This is a genomic window from Natrinema sp. LJW11 (assembly GCF_056135975.1).
This window is the reverse complement of the sequence record NZ_JBWBDM010000013.1, coordinates 1-15,946: the sequence shown is the minus strand read 5'-3', so window position 1 is coordinate 15,946 and position 15,946 is coordinate 1. Positions and strand designations below refer to the sequence as shown.

The following is a 15,946-nucleotide window of genomic DNA, read 5'->3' as shown; positions in this document are numbered from 1 at the left end:
GCGTCGTCGGGACGCCGCTCGTCGTCGGAATCAGTTCCCATTCGTTTGCACCTCCGCTTCGCTCTGCTCGAGTTCCTCCGCGAGGTCGTTCATCGCGGCTTCGGGCGATTGCACGCCGCGGTACGCCCCGTTGACCGCCTGATAGATCAGCGCCGACTGTTCCGGCCAGAGGTCGGTCGCCGGTCGCGGGATCGCGTTCTCGCTGGCCGACTGGACCACGTCAGCGTAGCGGGCGACGGGCCCGACCTCGTCCGGACTGACCTCCGAGACCAGCTCGAGGTTCGGCGGGAGGAAGCCACCCAGTTCGAAGACCGTGAGCATTACCTCTCTGTTGGCGAAGGCCTCGAGGACCTGTAGCGCCTCCTCCTCCCGGTTCGAAAACGGACTCACGGCGAGGTTCCAGCCGCCCAGCGCCGCGGCGGTACCGCCGACGTCGGCGTACTCGGCTTCCTCCCGGGAGACCGCGTACGGTCTCGTCATGACCCCGAGATTCTCGCCGAAGGCGTCCTCGGTCCCGGTCTCCGCGATCGCGTACGACCAGTTGCGGTTCGAGACCGCCTCGCCGGCCGAGAACGGGGCGAGCGACTGCTGTTCCGTCCACTGGACGATCGCCGACGGACAGATCTGGGGGTACCGCCCGAGGGTGTTCTCCTCCTCTCCCTCGATGAACGATCGCATCATTCGGATCGCGTCGATGACCCGCTGATCGTCGACGGTGATCGGTCGGTCGCCGGCGGTAAACAGGTTCTCGACCCCGCCGTAGTACGCGCCGCCCCACGTTGTCATCACTTCGTTGAACGTACAGCAGGACAGCCCCTCGTAGGCGGCCGCCTGCGTCGTGAGCCCGTAGTTGAGCCCGGCTTGGTCCCTCGCGTCGCGAACCGCGTTCGCGAACTCTTCCCAGCGGGGCGGATCCGTCCCCCAACCGCTCGTATCGTAGCCCGCGTCCTCGATGAGATCCTCGCGATAGAGGGTGAACCCCAGATCCGGAAACAGTGGCAGGGCGTGGAGATCGCCGCTCTGGGGATGGCGGGCCGTCTCGAGGATCGCCTCGAGATAGGTGTCGTTGACGTAGCCGAGCACGTCGTCCGGAAACCGCTCGGTCAGGTTAACCGTCTGGTTCCGGAGGATGAAGGGGACCGTCCAGCCGCTGTCCATCATGTGGATGTCGGGCGGGGCGCGACCCGCCTCGAGGGCGGACTGGGTCGTCTGCATTCGCGACGCGGAGTCGCTGACGACGGTCTGGATCTCGACGCGGATGTCCTCGTCGAGCCCGGCGTCCCAGAGGGCCTGCTGGATCGACGGCTCGTCTCCCTCGCTGTGCATGATCCCCGCAACGTCCTGAGCGGCGGTCATCACCACCCGTCCCGGACTGCGACCCCGACCGAGGCAGCCGGTGACGGCGACCGCTCCTGCTGTCGACACCGATGCAGCTTTCAGGAACGACCGGCGTCCCGGACGGAAGCGGTCACGTCTGCCGGCGGTATCGCGTCCCATGCGAGAAAACCGACCACGTTCGTTGCCTTAATTGTTAGCTATAAATATGGTAATAATATTCGAATGTTCGGATATCCTTCCAGTTATGGGCACCCATCGGTACACGCTGTCGGGACCGCTATCGACTCGATCGCAAAGGGAACTAGAACGCTCTTACTAATCAGCCGTTGCACGCCGGCAGTCGGCGACTGACAGTCGACTGACCCCGGCTAGCTACCGTCTCTCGTTTCCACGTCCCTCGGCGAGCAACGCCGCCGAACCGACTCAATACATCGGATTTCTGGCGCTACGAGCCGACGGCTCCGATGAATCGCTACTCGAGAGATTGGCACTCGACGGATCGACGTTCGGTTCGATAGCCGTTTCACCGCATCGTGCGATCAGCGATCCTCGAGGGTCGGCGGTTCGTTCCGACCGATGCGGATCTCGTGGGCCTCGATGTCCTCGAGGGCGGCGACGCGGCCACCGACGGAGAGTCCCTCGCCCTCCTCGGTTTCGATCGTGATACTAGCGACTTCCTCGCTGACCTCGAAGGAGATGTCGCGGACCCGACCGCGGACGATCCGCTGGCCGCCGACCTCGACGTCGCGACCGTCGACGGTCGCATAGAACTCCCCGCCCTCGTCGAGCAGATCTTTCACGCATCGGCGAATCGAGGCGTACTTTCGCGGATACGACCTGGCGGTGTCGTCCTCGCCGAGCGTTCGGTCGGCGGTCGTCCAGAGAACGGTCCCGAAGAAACTGGAGACGAGAAAGCCCAGCGCCGACCGGTTGAAGATGACGCCGTAGCGATCCTGATCATCACGCAGGGCGTCCTGGGTCGCGTAGACCGAATAGTTGCCGTCGGCGACGGCGACGACCGGCGTCGTGATTCCCCGCCGGGCGCGGGCGGTCGACGCGACTTCGGCGTACGCGAACTCCGCCGGATCGGGCGCCTCGCTCGCCGGCGTCACGATCAGATCGACGCTCACGCCTGCCTCGACCGCGTCGCGCAACTCCGCTTCGAACCGGGTCAACAGGTCCGGTGTCAGCGAGAGGGCGAGTTCGAACTCCGCGCCGTCGATGACCTCCTCGAGGTAACGCAGGATCGTCGATCGCGATTTCACGAGGGAAACCGCCTCCGTGTCGCGCGCCGGCGCGGTGTAGCGGGCCTCGAGTTCGCCGATCATCTGCTCGAATGAGGTCTGGACGTCGTCGAACGCCTCCCCGGGATCGATCGCGACGACCTTCATGGGACGGGATTCGCGCAGTTCGACGAGACCGCGGTCGCTGAGACTACGGACGGTATCGTACACTCGGGGCTGGGGGATGTCCGTCCGGTCCGCGATCTCGCTCGCCGTGAGCTGTCCCTGCTCTAACACGGTGAGATAGGCGTCGATTTCGTACTCGCCGAGGTTGAACCGATCCCCGACGCGCTCGACCGTCGAGCGAAGTTCGTCTGGTACCATATCCGGCCCTACGATCCCGGCGGCTAAATGATTTATTATATTCTGAGTAGCACGCGTTTTCGAAATCGGGTTGTTTCACGATCGGTGTCCGAAACTGATGGTCAGAACGCTTAACCACTACCGGCCTGAGAGTGTTGCCATGCGCAGGGTCCTCCAGGCGAACGAGAGCACGGTAGCCGAGGACATCCAGAGTGAACTCCTCGATCAGGTACCGCTCACGATAGCTGAGGACATCAAGAGTGAACTCCCCGACCCGGTACCGCTAGAGGCAGTCGAAATCGTTCTGGCGACCGTCGTCTTGGCGATCGGTTGGTATCTCTCGAAACTCGCCGTTCGGATCGCCGGTCGCACGGTCGCACGCCGAATCGAACGGCCGAGCGTCACGCGCACCGTTCTCCGCGGTGTCAAGGCCGCCGTTCTCCTCTGGGCGGCGACTATCGCCGCCAGTATCGTCGGTGTCGGCGACACGCAGATCCTCCTCTCGGTGACCGTCATCTCGGCCGTGATCGCGATCGTCCTCGCGCCGCTGGCCGGTAGCCTGATCAACGGTCTCTACGTCCTCGCCGACCGACCCTACGAGATCGGCGACATGATCGAGGTCTCAGACGCCGGTCACCGCGGGTTCGTCGAGGACATCACCATCCGGTACACCAAGATCTTCACCCTCCAGAACACCTTCATCGTCATTCCGAACTCCGAGATACACGCGCGCGATGTGATTAACTATTCCGCGGAAGACGAGCGCACGCGGGTCTCGCTCAGACTCGACATCACCTACGAGAGCGACCTCGAGGCGGCGCGAAAGGCCACCGAGCGGGCCGCCCGAAGCGTCGACGACGTCATCTCCGGCGGTCCTGACATTCGGATCGGCAGCGCTCGATACGCCGCAGCGCCCTCTTGTTACATCAACGAGTACGGCGACCACGGGATCGCCCTCGAACTGTTCTTCTGGATGAAACATCCCTACAAGCAGACCGTCGTCCGGTCGGCGGTGCAAGACGCTATCGGCGAACGGTTGGCAGATCTCGACGTGGAGTTCGCCTATCCGCACCGCCACCACGTCTTCGACGAAACCAGCGGCGTCGCGCGACTGGCCGTCGACGATTCGCGATTCGAGCAGACGGCCGCGGATTCACCCGTCGAACCGGGCGGGAGCCCCGCGGATCCGGCCGACCGGTAACGACTGCGCTAGGCTGCGCGCTCGTTCTCCCGGTGTCCGTCGTGGTGGTGATTTATACGCCCCCCAGTCCAATCCGAACGTATCCGACAGATGTACGACGACGTCCTCATTCCCACCGACGGAAGCGACACGATCTCTCAAACGCTCGCTCACGGACTGCCGATCGCCGCGGACAACGACGCGACGGTCCACACGCTGTACGTGGTGGATAGCCGCGTCACCGCCGCCGCCGGCGAGGACACCAGTACGGACCTCGAGCGGACGCTCGAGGACGAGGGCCGGGAGGCCGTCGGCACCGTCGAGGACCGGGCGACGGCCCAGGGTCTCGAGACCGTCAGCGAGGTGCGTCAGGGAACGCCCGCGAAGACGATCCTCGAGTACGCCGACGAGCAGGGGATCGATCTGATCGTCATCGGCACTCGCGGGAAGAGTCCGCGAGAGAAAGTGACCTCGCTCGGGAGCGTCTCGGAGCGGGTGGTCGACAACGCCTCGATTCCGGTGTTCGTCGTCCGAAACGCGGGCGAGGAATAACGGCGGTCCGCGGGGGACCGGCGTCGGAGAATCGAACGAGGAAGTCGACGGGCCTACGCGCTCGCGCTTTCGACCGTAATGACTTCGCAGTCGAGGTGGCTCCGGAGGTACCGATCGATATCGGGGTTGTCCGTCAAGCGCTGGAAGATGCGCCGGAGGCGACTCGCCTGCTTGCTCCCGATGATGACGGCGTCGGCTCGCTCCGCCGCGACTTCATCGAGGATGCTCTCCTCGACGAGAAAGCCGGTTCGAACGACGTAGCGCGCGTTTTCCACCCGTCCGAACGCTCTCTCGACGGCGTTTTTCAGGTCCAGACGCGTCACTTTCTTCCCGTTCTGGTAGAGGTCGACGTGGAGGATCGTCAACGCTGCCTCCCGCTCGCGAGCGACCTCGATCGCCCGCTCGAGCGTTCGTCTCGAGTGCTTTGACAACGGATACCGAACGGGAACCACGACCAGCGACATTAGCCGTTCGAACGATTTCCGTGCGGGTAAACCTTTCAGTACGGACAGTCCACACTGCGAACCTGTCACACACTATCGATCGAACGCCTCGGCCGAACGGCGTTTTCCGGGTGCGGTGGCCGCTCGAGGAGGCGATATCGACCCGGACAGACAGTCATTTACCGTGAGCGACGGTACGAGCGAACATGCAACCCTGGTCGACAGACGATGACGGAACCGTCTATATTTCGGAGACGGACGGCGACAAGGGGTCGAAAGGGCCGTTCCTCGTCGCCTACGAATCCAGCGCTGCCGACAGCCGCTACGGCTGGTTCTGTACGAACTGCGAGACTCTCGACAACGCGATGGATTCGATGGGCCGAATCAAATGCAATCGATGTGGGAACTTCCGGAAGCCCACCGAGTGGGACGCCGCTCACGAGTGACGCCGTCGCCACACCGGAGACACCGAAACCGGGTAGTCACGTGACGGAACGTCCCTAATAGACGATTACTGACGAAAACTCCTGATACCGGGACACAGCGGAACCGAAACCACCGGGTAGTTCCAACTAGTGACGAAGTAACTACGCATTCTTGTGACGTACTAACATTTATGGTGGATGCCGGCATAGGTGGTAGTGAATGGGTCCTGTTAACATGCGACTCGTCGAGCAGGCCAGGTCGATCTTCGCCGAGCTGGGCTACACCGTCGAAGGCAACGGCCCCGAGTTTCGCGCCGAACGCGCGTGGAAAGTCGTCCACGTAAACGCCGTCCTCGAGGCGGACGAGCTTCCGTCTCCTTCGTCGGGACAGTTCCACTGTTTCGTCGCCGAACCGGAGGACGCAGACGATCTCGAGGCACGACTCGAGCGGACGAATCCGAACTACGAGTGGGCCATCATCGTCGTCGACGGGGAGGACTATCAGGTCGAACGAGCGCCTCCAGGACCGCGAGTAACAGCGTAGAAACCGACGGTCCGCGAGCGACCGTTAGACGTTCCTTATTCTTCGAGCGCGTTGCGCGTCGCAGTCACGCCTGCACCCGGATCGACGGCCGCACCCATCGACTCGAGGACGTCTCCGAGCGCCGTCACGACGTAGATCACGTTCTCGGGTCGCGCGGAGTGGCCCATGCAGCCGATCCGGAAGATCTCGCCGGCGAGATCGCCCAGCCCGCCGGCGATCTCGAGGTCGTACTGCTCGATCAGCGCATCACAGACAGCGCCGTCGTCGATGCCGTCGGGGACGCGGACGGCGTTCAGGCTCGGGAGCCAGTAGTCGTCGGGCGCGTTCATCTCGAGGCCCATCGCTTCCATGCCCGCTTTCAGCGCACCGGCCAGTCGCTCGTGGCGCGCCCAGCGGTCTTCGATTCCTTCCTCGGCGACGAGGCGCAGGGCCTCCCGGAGCGCGTAGACGTTCGTGATCGGCGCGGTGTGGTGATACGCGCGCTCCTCGCCCCAGTAGCCCTCGAGCAAGGAGAGATCGAGGTACCACGAGCGGGGATCTTCCTCGCGCGAGAGAACCTTCTCCATCGCCTCGTCCGAGAGGGTCAGCGGGCTGGCACCCGGCGGACAGGAGAGACACTTCTGTGGCCCCGAGTAGGCCACGTCGATCTCCCACTCGTCGACCCGCAGTTCCACGCCGCCCAGCGACGTGACGCTATCGGCGATGACCAGGGCGTCGTGGTCGTGGGCCGCGGCGGTCAGTTCCGGTACGTCGGGCTGGAGGACGCCAGTACTCGTCTCGGCGTGGACGAACCCGAAGACATCGGGATCGTGTTCGGCCAACGCGTCCGCGACGTCGTCGGGCTCGAGCGGTTCGCCCCACGGAGCGTCGACCTCGACGACCTCGCCGCCGGCCCGCTGCGCCATCGAGGCCATCCGGCCGCCGAAGTAGCCGTTCGTCGGGACGAGCATCGTATCGCCGGGCTCGACGACGTTGCCGATCGCGGCCTCCATCGCGGCGGAACCGGTCCCCGAGACCGGAATCGTCCACTGATTGTCCGTTCGGAAGGTATAGCGCAACAGCTCCTGGACCTCGTTCATGATCTCGATGAAGGCGGGATCGAGGTGACCCACGAGCGGCGTGCTCATCGCCCGGAGCACGCGCGGGTTCACGTCGCTCGGCCCCGGCCCCATCAGGGTCCGATTCGGTGGAGTGAGTTCGCCAACGGATGGCGCGCGAGTCGCTTCGGTCGACGGTTCCTGAGCCATGAGCGTGTGCTCGCTTGCCATCCGCAAAGACTTACCGACAGCGGCGAACGACAGACCCGCGGTGGCCGTCTGCAGCTATCGATGCTCGATCCGACGACGGGCCGAGCGTCCGTTCCGTGACGGCCCGAGTTCGATCGTCGTTTCCCGGGTGGCACTCCATCACTCGGGTGATAACTGCCACCGCTTGGCACTGGAGCGAGTCGCTTAAGCCCACGCATTCCGTATTCGACACGTTGTGTTCATCGGCCATGCCCTGTTCGCGTTCGCCGTCGCGGCGCTGGTCGCCGACTGGCGAGGCTGGGATCGCCGGCCGGCCCTGTTCGTCGGAATCGTCGCGGGCGCGTTCGCCGCGATTCCGGATATCGACGTCGCGTACGCGCTCGTCGGCCTCCTCGAGTGGCAAACGACCGACGGAGCGCTCGGGCCGGCGACGGCCTTCTGGGACGCGAGTCGGGTCGTCCACCGCTCGGTCACCCACTCGCTGGTCGTCGGCGCGATCGCCGCGCCGGCGTTCGGTCTGCTCGCCGTTCGCGGCCGCACCGCTCGATCGCGAGCCATTCGGACCGGTGCGACCGGAGTCCTCGTGGCTCTCGTCGCCGTCGCACTCGTCTGGGACGGCCCGCTCGCCGCGCTCGTGATGGGGCTGTTCGCAGCGAGCGGCATCCTCGTCGCTCGCTGGGCCGCGCGAGCGTCGCCGCTTTCGCCGCCGACGGTCGCTCTCGCTGCGCTGTGGGGTCTCTGGTCGCATCCGTGGGGCGACCTCGTTACCGGCTCACCCCCGGATTTGCTCTTCCCGTTTGGCTCCCCCGCGCTCGAGTCGCGCGTCGTCTTGCATTCGGATCCGACGCTCCACTTACTGGGCGCGTTCGCGATCGAACTCGCGGCGATCGCGCTCGCCCTCGTGACGATCTGCCGGCTCACCGATCGGTCGCTCCTCGGGTTCGTCGACCGCCGGGCCGGGGTGGGCGCGGCGTACGGCGTCGCCGCGCTCGCGGTGACGCCGCCGACCCTCGAGGTGTCCTACCACTTCGTCTTCTCGATCCTCGGCGTCGGCCTCCTCTGTGGCGTCGTTCGAGACACCCCGTCGCTGACGTTCCCGCGCGCGACCTATCGCCGACTCCCGTCGTCGGACGCTGTCCTCGAGGGTGCGCTCACGTCACTGGCGGCCGTGGCGCTCGCACTGGCCGCGTACGCTGCAGTCTACGTGCTCGTCTAGCAGCGGATGGCTGCGTCGGCTCCCGTACGGTCTTCCTCTCAACGAACCACGACATATGTTTTTGTGAGAACGGTTAATACGAGTTAGTGTGTCTCAGACTCCACTCGAGGGATTGATCGCGGACGGGCGAACCAACGCGGCGATCGCGTGGGCGTTGGTCGCGGCGATCGCGCTCGTCGGCGTCAGCGAACTTGTGACCGGCGGGTTCCTGTGGGCGACGTTCGCGGCGACGCTCGTGACCCTGGCGCTGCTCCCGCCGGTCTCCTTCCGATCGTCTCACGTTATGCTCCCCTGGGAGGTGTTGTTGCTCGCCGCAGTGCCGGTCCTCGGAATGGCTATCGACGCGGATCGGTTGACGGGTCACTTCGCCGCGTACCTCTCCGTCGCGGCCATCGCGCTGGTCCTCGCCGTCGAACTCCAGTCCTTTACGTCCGTTCGAATGACGCCCGGCTTCGCCGTCGTCTTCGTCGTCGTCACCACGATGGCCGCCGCGGGTCTCTGGGCGGTGCTCAGGTGGGGCGCGTCGCAGACGCTCGGAATCCCGTTTACCGCCGACCACGATGCGGTGATGTGGGAGTTCGTCTACTCCGCCGTTTCCGGTCTCGGCGCGGGCGTGGTCTTCGAACTCTACTTCAGACGTGTCGTCCGACCGGAGCGGCGCTTCCCCGATACCGCCGGCGGGGTCGCGGAGGTGGAGGATGCGTAATCTCACGAACTGGTTCCCGTCCAAGCATCGCCAGCGGCAGCTCACCTATCTCATGGAGATCGGGCTGATCGGTATGCTGTTCGTCGGGATCGAGCGGGGCAACGGCGGGATCGTGATCAATACGGGTGTGGCGCTTGCCGTGACCCAGCTCCCGCCGCTGCTCGAGCGCGACTACGAGATTCCGATGGATCCGCGCCTCACCTTGTGGATCACCACCGCCGTCTTCCTCCACGCGTTCGGTACCGTCGGACTGCCCGGTGCCACCACGACGCTCTACAGTCAGGTCTGGTGGTGGGACCACATGACCCACGCCCTGTCGGCGTCGCTGGTCGCGGGCGTGGGCTACGCCACCGTTCGCGCACTCCACGAACACGCGGACGGCATTTACTTTCCTCGCCGGTTCGTCGCGGTGTTCATTCTCCTCTTCGTCCTTGCGTTCGGCGTTCTCTGGGAGATCCTGGAGTTCGCGATCGCGCTCTCGGCCGACGCACTCGGCGTCAAAGCCGTGCTCACGCAGTACGGCCTCGAGGACACGATGCTCGATTTCATCTTCAACTCGATCGGCGCGATCCTCGTCGCGCTGTGGGGCGGTGCCTACCTCACCGACGTCTCCGGTGCGATCCGCGAGCGTCTCGAGTCGCGGGCCGAGTGACCCGCTCGCCGTCGCCGTTACCGTCATCGGCGGACTTCTCTCCGCGAAGCCGACAGCAGTTTTACGTCGATATGGCTCGTAGGTGGTGAGGCGATGGTATTCAAAAAAATCACGCTCATCGGCACCAGTCCGGAGAGCTTCGACGCCGCAGCAGACGACGCGATCGACCGCGCGGAAGCGACACTCCAGAACGTGCAGTGGATCGAGATCGACGAACTGGGCGTCGAGGTCGCCAGCGCCGACGACCGGGAGTACCAGGCCGAAGTCACCGTCGCCTTCGAACTCGAGGAGTAAGCCCCGCCTCGAGTCCCGTCTCGAGCAGCTCTCGTTTTTTACTTCGAGTTCCCCACTGTCTACTCCCGCCGCTGTCGGCGTTCGATCGACTGGTCAAAACGGCGGACGGGAGAGGGGCAGAACCCGCTGTCCGGACGGTCAACTACGTGCGGAACGATTCGCCACAGCCGCACTCGCTGACGACGTTCGGATTGTCCACGTGGAACCCTTCGGCCTGCAGGCCGTCCTCGTAGTCGAGGACGCTGCCTTCGATGTACTTCAGGCTCGCCGGATCGACGAACACGCGCAGCTGGTGGTGCTCGTAAATCGTGTCGTCGTCGTCCGGTGCGTCGTCGAATCGCATCCCGTAGGAAAGACCGGCACAGCCGCCCTGCTGGACGAACAGCCGAAGTCCGGCTTCCGTCACGTCGAGGTCCTCCCCCTCGAGCAGGGAGAGGGCCTGTTCGGCCGCGTCCTCGGTCACTTCGATTTTCGGACGCGTCTCCGCCTCCCCGCCGTCCATACTGTCCGTGCTCATACCTCTCCATTCCGGCGCAACGATGTTAACTGTGACGCCATTCACTCCGGGACTAGCCGGATCGAGTTACGTCTCCGCTCGAGCGGGTGCGTTCCGTGCTGTCTCGCGTTCGCTCACCAGTTCGAGCGCCGCCGAAACGAACGATAGTAGGTGCCGAACTGTCGTTTGTCGTTGCGCGAGAGCTCGATGTCGTGTTCCGCCAGGAGTTCGAGCATCCGTTCGAGCTCGCAGTCGTACCACATCGAGAGGAGCCGCACGTTCTTCTGTGCGTAATCGTAGTTGCGCTCGAGGACGCGCCTGTCCGTCGGATCGACACGCGGTTCCATCTCACTTCCCCGTCCGTTCTCCAGCCACGTAAAACCAGCTTGCAGTTCAGAGAATTGAAACATCATCGATCGGCAGTATTTCACCGGTCCCTACCGATCCGTCTCTTCGTCGAGTCGGGTTCGAACGCTCTCGGCGTGGGCCTCGAGCCCCTCGGCGTCCGCGAGCGTCGTGATCGTCTCCCCCAGTTCGGCGAGCCCCTCCCTGGAGAGTCGCTGGACCGTCGTCGACCGGAGGAACGTCTCCACGGAGAGGCCGCCGGTGACTCGCGCGCCGCCGTTGGTCGGCAGGACGTGGTTCGTGCCGCTGGCGTAGTCGCCGGCCGCGACGGGCGTGTTCGGCCCGAGGAAGACGCTCCCCGCGCTCTCGATCCGCTCGAGGATCGACTCGTCGTCGTCGGCGATGATCGAGAGGTGCTCGGGTGCGTACGCCTCGGTAAAGAGGATCGCCTCGCTCATCGACCGGGCGTGGAGAATCCCGCTCGCGTCGTTCGCGAGCGCCTCCCGAATCACGTCCTCGCGCTCGCGCGCGTTGGTCTGGTCGTCGACGGCTGCGGCCACGGCGTCGGCGGTGTCCTCGTCGTCGGTGACGGCCACGACCGAGGCGTTGGCGTCGTGTTCGGCCTGGGCGACGAGTTCCGCGGCGACGAGTTCCGGGTCCCCGGTCTCGTCCGCTACCACGACCACTTCGCTCGGCCCCGCGAGGAAGTCGATCTCCACGTCGCCCCGGACTTCGGCCTTCGCCGCCGTCACCCACTTGTTGCCGGGGCCGACGATCTTCTGAACGCGAGTGATCGACTCCGTCCCGTACGCCAGCCCCGCGATCGCCTGCGCGCCGCCGACGCGGTAGACCGCGTCCGCCCCCGCAATGTGGATCGCCGCAAGCGTCACCGGGTTCAGTTCGTCGGCCGGTGGCGTCACCACCGAGACGTGACCGACGCCGGCTACTGTCGCCGGGACGATTCCCATGACCGCACTCGAGGGGTAGGCCGCCGAGCCGCCGGGAACGTAGACGCCGACTCGCTCTATCGGTCGAAACCGTCGTCCCAGCGTCCGACCTTCGCTGAACTCTCGTTGCCAGTCGTCGGGCAGTTGCGCTTCGTGAAACTCGCGGACGTTCGCCGCGGCCGTCTCGATCGCGTTCCGGACTCCGTCGTCGATCTCGTCGGCGGCCCGCTCGCACTCGTCCGTGATCTCGAGATTGCCGACTTCGATACCGTCGAACTCGCTCGTGAACTCGCGGACGGCGACGTCCCCCTCCGCGTGGACGCGCTCGACGATCTCGCGAACGTCTCCCCTGACCGCTTCGATGCCGGCGTCGCGCTCGAAGAAGGCCGCGCGGTCGTCCGGCCCGAGATCCGCGACCGCCTGAACGTCGATTGTCATGCCTTCACTTCGAACGGCGGCCGAAAAACGGTTTCCTTCCGGTGGCCGGCTCGGGTACCGGATCGATCGCATCAGGGCGTTTCGATAGACAGCGGCACAGCGACGGCCGGCCGTCTCACGAATCGGGGTTCTCGACCTCCCAGATTCCGACGAAGTCGAGGGTCGCCCTGACGAACAGATAGAGGAGGAGTCCGAAGCCGACGAGCGCAAGCGGTGCCTGCAGGAGATTCGCGGTTTCCACGTCGAGCACGATTCGGCTGATCCCGCGCACGAAGAAGCTCGCGATGACGATCCCGAACCCGATGACCGCGAGTTTGACGAATCCCGACTGGTCCATAAGGATCCGTACGACTACCGTCGCTAAATGATCTCGGATATTCTCGTATTTCCGACAGCCGAGGGCCTCATACGGACTGCTGTCAGTCAGTTCCGTTTCGACCGCGAACCGTCCTGCGGTCGCACCGGTACATCGTTACAGCAGACCGTCTCAGCGAACGTCGGCGCTGGCGGCGCGGCCGATCGCGTAGACGGCGACCGATCCGAACGCGAGCGCGAGTCCGACGAGAACGGCGAGTGCCGGCACGAGCGTGTCCCACATCCCGCCAAAGCGGGTAACGTCGATCACGGTCATCGTATCCTCGCCGAGCATCACCGCGCGAGCGGCGTCGACGCCGTAGGTAATCGGGTTGAACGTCGCGACCGTCCGAATCCAATCCGGAAGCGCCGGCAACGGGAGAAACGCACTCGAGACGAACAGCAGGGGCAACTGGAGCAGGTTCGCCCCGATGATCGTCGACTCCTCGTCGCGGGTCACCACGGCCAGCACGTTCGAGAACGCGGTGAACCAGACCGAGAACACGACGCAGATGGCCGCGATCGCGACCGCGCCCGCGATTCCGGTCGCGATTTCGGCACCGAGCAACACGCCCAATCCGAGCACGATTACGACCTGTACGACGATGCGGACGACCTCGGCGAGCGTCTTCCCCAGGAAGACGGCGGTCCGGTTCATCGGACTGACCAGTACCTTCTCGAACATCCCGGTCTCGATGTCGTTGACCAGCCCGATTCCAGACGTCGCGGCCGCCACCAGCGCCACCTGGATCACGATCGCCGGCACGAGATACGTTTCGTAGCTGACGCCCTCGAGGGCGGCCGTCGCGACGCCGCCGAACACCTGCGTGAAGAGCACGAGAAAGATGATCGGCTGGACGAGCGAAACGACGAGCACGAACGGGTTCCGAACCGACTTGATCGTCCACCGGACGAACGTGACCCACACGTCGCTCGCGAAGCCCCCGCCGTGACGGTCGACATCGGGCGTACTCATCGGTTCACCTCGTCTCGATCGATACTGTTCCCGTTTTCACCCTCGTCGCTCACCGCCGGCTCCCTCGAGTCACGGCCGCCGTTCCCCATCGTTCCGGATCGTACGGCATCGGTCGCGTCCGACCCGCGTCCCGGTGACGGGTCGTCCTCGGCTCCCTCACCCGTCACCGCGAGGAACACGTCGTCGAGCGTCGGTGCGCGGACGTCGAACCCGACCACATCGATTCCGGCGTCTCGCAGTGCGACCAGTAACTCCGTTCCGCGCGTTCGCGCGTCGCGAGCCGTCACCGCGAGCCCCGACTCCGTCGCCTCGATCGTCGCCCCGTCCGCGAACAGCGCCTCATCGCGGGCGACCGCTACCGCGACCTCGTTCTCGTCGGGGTCGGCCAGTTCGACCGCGAGTATCTCGCCGCCGACGCGACGTTTCAGCTCTCCGGGCGTCCCCTCCGCGACGACCGTTCCGTCCTGAATGACCGACAGCCGCTCGCACAACTGGTCGGCCTCCTCGAGGTACTGGGTCGTCAGGAAGACGGTCGTTCCCTCGTCGTTGATCCGCCGGAAGTACTCCCAGAGTCGATTTCGCGCCGCCGGATCGAGTCCGGTCGTCGGCTCGTCGAGGAACACCAGCGGCGGCCGGTGGACGAGCGCCGTCGCCGCGTCGAGGCGCTTTTTCATCCCGCCGGAGAAGTCGTCCGCGACTTTGTTCGCGACGTCGGTTAGCTCCACGAGCTCGAGCAGCTCGTCGATTCGGTCGTCACGCTGCGCTCGCGGCACGCCGTAGGCGTCACACGCGAACCGAAGGTTCTCTCGAGCGGTTAACTCGGGATCGATACTCGTCTCCTGAGCCATATACCCGACCGTCGACCGCACCTGTCGGGGCTCCTCGATGGCGTCGAATCCGTTGACGACGATGGAGCCGTCGGTCGGTCGCAGGAGCGTTACCAGCGTCTTGATCATCGTCGTCTTACCCGCACCGTTCGGTCCCAGAAAGCCGACAAACTCGCCGCGTTCGACGAGGAGATCGACGTCGCGGACCGCCTCGGTTCCGTCCGCGTACGTCACCGCCACGTCGCGCGCTTCGATAGCGTAGTCGGTCACAGTCGTGCTATGGCAACCACGGGGATATAGTTATACGACCAGCCACACGCCGCTATAGCCTCGTATCGGTCAGTACCGTCTCACGAGGGCCGTCAAACGGAATCGATCTCCGTTCCGATGGCCGGTGTCTCGTCAATACGTGACAGCAACGTTGTCAATCGCATTCGTTGTCTCGTAAGACGGGCTTATGGAGTATTGTATCGACCGTCACAGTCCTCTAGATCCGGCTCAGCCGCGAGCGCCACGACAAGCGAACCATAACTATTCGTTGGACAACGGACCATCCAGCCATGTGGCCGTGGGAACACGCGATCGTCGGCTATCTCGCATACTCACTGTGCTGTCACGTTGCTTTTCGTGACTCGCCCACCGGTCTCGAGGCGTTCGTCGTCGTCCTCGCGTCGGTTCTCCCGGACCTGATCGACAAACCACTCGCCTGGGAGTACGGCGTGTTCGAAAACGGCTACGCCATCGGCCACTCGCTTTTCTTCGCGGTGCCGCTGGCGATTTTCGTCGGCACGATCGCGCACGCGGCGGCACGGCCGCGGGCCGGCCTCGCGTTCGGACTCGGCTACCTGTCGCATCCATTCGGCGACGTCGTGGACTCGGTGTTCCGCCAGGATGTCCTGCAGCCGGAACTCATGCTGTGGCCGGTCGCAACGGTCGAGGGCCACTCTCCCGGACCGGGGTTTCTCGAGTCATTCTTCGACCTGTTCGGTCGCTACTCGAGCGATATGCTCGCCGGCGATATCTCGACGTATCTGTGGGCGCAGCTCGGACTCGCCGGGGCGGCGCTGGTGGTGTGGCTCGTCGACGGCGCACCGGTCCTTCGCGAGTGTCTGCTGGCCGGAGTGGGACTCGTCCGGTCGATTATCGGGCGAGAACCCGACGCCTCGAGTTCGAATCCGCCGGATCGGCGGTAGTCGACGAAGTATCCGGTCGAGGGCACTCGGTCGCTCGACCCACCTCGTGACTGTACAACGTGGCGCAGTGGCCGCTCGAGACGACGGCCTTATATGTTCACTCGGACTTCGATTGTAATGCGAACGACGTGGCGCACGCCGCCACGTCTCCTCCGGCCGCAACCCGGCACGGAGGGAGGAATCACAT

General features: G+C 64.9%; 19 protein-coding genes. 9 read left to right on the top strand and 10 right to left on the bottom strand.

Going from position 1 to position 15,946, the window contains the following annotated elements; all coding sequences use genetic code 11:
* Positions 1-30: 30 nt before the first annotated feature.
* Entirely contained in the window at positions 31-1,497 is a 1,467-nt protein-coding gene (locus tag AC0QDI_RS23825; protein WP_474672466.1) for an extracellular solute-binding protein, read from the bottom strand.
* 380 nt (positions 1,498-1,877) lie between these two features.
* Positions 1,878-2,945, bottom strand: coding sequence for an HTH-type sugar sensing transcriptional regulator TrmB (gene trmB, locus AC0QDI_RS23820; protein ID WP_474672464.1), 1,068 nt, complete (start codon positions 2,943-2,945; stop codon positions 1,878-1,880).
* A gap of 139 nt (positions 2,946-3,084) precedes the next feature.
* On the opposite strand from trmB, the gene AC0QDI_RS23815 reads away from it, so the two are divergent.
* Together AC0QDI_RS23815 and AC0QDI_RS23810 are read left to right on the top strand one after the other, a co-directional pair.
* Positions 3,085-4,125 (top strand): mechanosensitive ion channel family protein, encoded by a 1,041-nt coding sequence (locus tag AC0QDI_RS23815; RefSeq protein WP_474672462.1) that lies wholly within the window; start codon positions 3,085-3,087, stop codon positions 4,123-4,125.
* 90 nt (positions 4,126-4,215) lie between these two features.
* Positions 4,216-4,656, top strand: coding sequence for a universal stress protein (locus AC0QDI_RS23810; RefSeq protein ID WP_474672460.1), 441 nt, complete (start codon positions 4,216-4,218; stop codon positions 4,654-4,656).
* Positions 4,657-4,709: 53 nt separating this feature from the next.
* Here AC0QDI_RS23810 and AC0QDI_RS23805 read toward each other — a convergent pair whose 3' ends face one another.
* On the bottom strand, positions 4,710-5,120 hold the full coding sequence (locus AC0QDI_RS23805) for a universal stress protein (RefSeq protein ID WP_474672458.1): 411 nt from the start codon (positions 5,118-5,120) through the stop codon (positions 4,710-4,712).
* A 185-nt stretch (positions 5,121-5,305) separates the two neighbouring features.
* On the opposite strand from AC0QDI_RS23805, the gene AC0QDI_RS23800 reads away from it, so the two are divergent.
* Both AC0QDI_RS23800 and AC0QDI_RS23795 read left to right on the top strand, forming a co-directional pair.
* Positions 5,306-5,545, top strand: a complete 240-nt coding sequence (locus tag AC0QDI_RS23800) for a DUF5816 domain-containing protein (protein WP_474672456.1) — start codon at positions 5,306-5,308, stop codon at positions 5,543-5,545.
* 214 nt (positions 5,546-5,759) lie between these two features.
* Positions 5,760-6,068 (top strand): DUF7116 family protein, encoded by a 309-nt coding sequence (locus AC0QDI_RS23795; protein ID WP_474672641.1) that lies wholly within the window; start codon positions 5,760-5,762, stop codon positions 6,066-6,068.
* A gap of 35 nt (positions 6,069-6,103) precedes the next feature.
* Here AC0QDI_RS23795 and AC0QDI_RS23790 read toward each other — a convergent pair whose 3' ends face one another.
* Entirely contained in the window at positions 6,104-7,315 is a 1,212-nt protein-coding gene (locus tag AC0QDI_RS23790) for a pyridoxal-phosphate-dependent aminotransferase family protein (RefSeq protein WP_474672454.1), read from the bottom strand.
* 235 nt (positions 7,316-7,550) lie between these two features.
* On the opposite strand from AC0QDI_RS23790, the gene AC0QDI_RS23785 reads away from it, so the two are divergent.
* The 4 genes from AC0QDI_RS23785 (at position 7,551) to AC0QDI_RS23770 (ending at position 10,183) form a co-directional block, all read left to right on the top strand.
* A complete protein-coding gene (locus tag AC0QDI_RS23785) occupies positions 7,551-8,531 on the top strand; it encodes a metal-dependent hydrolase (RefSeq protein WP_474672452.1) in 981 nt (326 codons plus the stop codon).
* A gap of 88 nt (positions 8,532-8,619) precedes the next feature.
* A complete protein-coding gene (locus tag AC0QDI_RS23780; RefSeq protein WP_474672450.1) occupies positions 8,620-9,237 on the top strand; it encodes a hypothetical protein in 618 nt (205 codons plus the stop codon).
* The gene (locus tag AC0QDI_RS23775) at positions 9,230-9,889 is read left to right on the top strand and encodes a DUF2238 domain-containing protein (RefSeq protein ID WP_474672448.1); all 660 of its coding nucleotides are present in this window, start codon (positions 9,230-9,232) and stop codon (positions 9,887-9,889) included. Before AC0QDI_RS23780 ends, AC0QDI_RS23775 begins: the two co-directional genes overlap by 8 nt.
* Before the next feature lie 93 nt (positions 9,890-9,982).
* Positions 9,983-10,183 carry a dodecin gene (locus AC0QDI_RS23770; RefSeq protein WP_474672446.1) on the top strand — a complete coding sequence of 67 codons (201 nt, stop codon included), beginning with the start codon at positions 9,983-9,985 and terminating at the stop codon, positions 10,181-10,183.
* Between the two features lie 142 nt (positions 10,184-10,325).
* Here the strand turns inward: AC0QDI_RS23770 and AC0QDI_RS23765 are convergent, their stop codons facing one another.
* The 6 genes from AC0QDI_RS23765 to AC0QDI_RS23740 all read right to left on the bottom strand — a co-directional run bounded on the left by AC0QDI_RS23765 (position 10,326) and on the right by AC0QDI_RS23740 (position 14,836).
* Complete coding sequence (locus tag AC0QDI_RS23765) at positions 10,326-10,700, bottom strand: HesB/IscA family protein (RefSeq protein ID WP_474672444.1); 375 nt, start codon at positions 10,698-10,700, stop codon at positions 10,326-10,328.
* Between the two features lie 113 nt (positions 10,701-10,813).
* On the bottom strand, positions 10,814-11,026 hold the full coding sequence (locus AC0QDI_RS23760) for a hypothetical protein (protein ID WP_474672442.1): 213 nt from the start codon (positions 11,024-11,026) through the stop codon (positions 10,814-10,816).
* 90 nt (positions 11,027-11,116) lie between these two features.
* Positions 11,117-12,409, bottom strand: coding sequence for a histidinol dehydrogenase (gene hisD, locus AC0QDI_RS23755; RefSeq protein WP_474672440.1), 1,293 nt, complete (start codon positions 12,407-12,409; stop codon positions 11,117-11,119).
* 115 nt (positions 12,410-12,524) lie between these two features.
* Positions 12,525-12,746, bottom strand: coding sequence for a hypothetical protein (locus tag AC0QDI_RS23750; protein WP_474672438.1), 222 nt, complete (start codon positions 12,744-12,746; stop codon positions 12,525-12,527).
* A gap of 150 nt (positions 12,747-12,896) precedes the next feature.
* Complete coding sequence (locus AC0QDI_RS23745) at positions 12,897-13,739, bottom strand: ABC transporter permease (RefSeq protein ID WP_474672436.1); 843 nt, start codon at positions 13,737-13,739, stop codon at positions 12,897-12,899.
* The gene (locus AC0QDI_RS23740; protein ID WP_474672434.1) at positions 13,736-14,836 is read right to left on the bottom strand and encodes an ABC transporter ATP-binding protein; all 1,101 of its coding nucleotides are present in this window, start codon (positions 14,834-14,836) and stop codon (positions 13,736-13,738) included. Before AC0QDI_RS23740 ends, AC0QDI_RS23745 begins: the two co-directional genes overlap by 4 nt.
* Positions 14,837-15,126: 290 nt before the next feature.
* Here AC0QDI_RS23740 and AC0QDI_RS23735 point away from each other — a divergent pair, with 290 nt between their 5' ends.
* Positions 15,127-15,759: a metal-dependent hydrolase gene (locus AC0QDI_RS23735; RefSeq protein ID WP_474672432.1), complete on the top strand. Its 633-nt coding sequence runs from the start codon at positions 15,127-15,129 to the stop codon at positions 15,757-15,759.
* The last annotated feature ends 187 nt before the right edge of the window (positions 15,760-15,946 follow it).

Coding starts and splice junctions, on each gene's coding strand:
- AC0QDI_RS23825 (WP_474672466.1), bottom strand. CDS start 1,497: ATGGGACGCGATACCGCCGGCAGACGTGACCGCTTCCGTCCGGGACGC.
- trmB (WP_474672464.1), bottom strand. CDS start 2,945: ATGGTACCAGACGAACTTCGCTCGACGGTCGAGCGCGTCGGGGATCGG.
- AC0QDI_RS23815 (WP_474672462.1), top strand. CDS start 3,085: ATGCGCAGGGTCCTCCAGGCGAACGAGAGCACGGTAGCCGAGGACATC.
- AC0QDI_RS23810 (WP_474672460.1), top strand. CDS start 4,216: ATGTACGACGACGTCCTCATTCCCACCGACGGAAGCGACACGATCTCT.
- AC0QDI_RS23805 (WP_474672458.1), bottom strand. CDS start 5,120: ATGTCGCTGGTCGTGGTTCCCGTTCGGTATCCGTTGTCAAAGCACTCG.
- AC0QDI_RS23800 (WP_474672456.1), top strand. CDS start 5,306: ATGCAACCCTGGTCGACAGACGATGACGGAACCGTCTATATTTCGGAG.
- AC0QDI_RS23795 (WP_474672641.1), top strand. CDS start 5,760: ATGCGACTCGTCGAGCAGGCCAGGTCGATCTTCGCCGAGCTGGGCTAC.
- AC0QDI_RS23790 (WP_474672454.1), bottom strand. CDS start 7,315: ATGGCTCAGGAACCGTCGACCGAAGCGACTCGCGCGCCATCCGTTGGC.
- AC0QDI_RS23775 (WP_474672448.1), top strand. CDS start 9,230: ATGCGTAATCTCACGAACTGGTTCCCGTCCAAGCATCGCCAGCGGCAG.
- AC0QDI_RS23770 (WP_474672446.1), top strand. CDS start 9,983: ATGGTATTCAAAAAAATCACGCTCATCGGCACCAGTCCGGAGAGCTTC.
- AC0QDI_RS23765 (WP_474672444.1), bottom strand. CDS start 10,700: ATGAGCACGGACAGTATGGACGGCGGGGAGGCGGAGACGCGTCCGAAA.
- AC0QDI_RS23760 (WP_474672442.1), bottom strand. CDS start 11,026: ATGGAACCGCGTGTCGATCCGACGGACAGGCGCGTCCTCGAGCGCAAC.
- hisD (WP_474672440.1), bottom strand. CDS start 12,409: ATGACAATCGACGTTCAGGCGGTCGCGGATCTCGGGCCGGACGACCGC.
- AC0QDI_RS23750 (WP_474672438.1), bottom strand. CDS start 12,746: ATGGACCAGTCGGGATTCGTCAAACTCGCGGTCATCGGGTTCGGGATC.
- AC0QDI_RS23745 (WP_474672436.1), bottom strand. CDS start 13,739: ATGAGTACGCCCGATGTCGACCGTCACGGCGGGGGCTTCGCGAGCGAC.
- AC0QDI_RS23735 (WP_474672432.1), top strand. CDS start 15,127: ATGTGGCCGTGGGAACACGCGATCGTCGGCTATCTCGCATACTCACTG.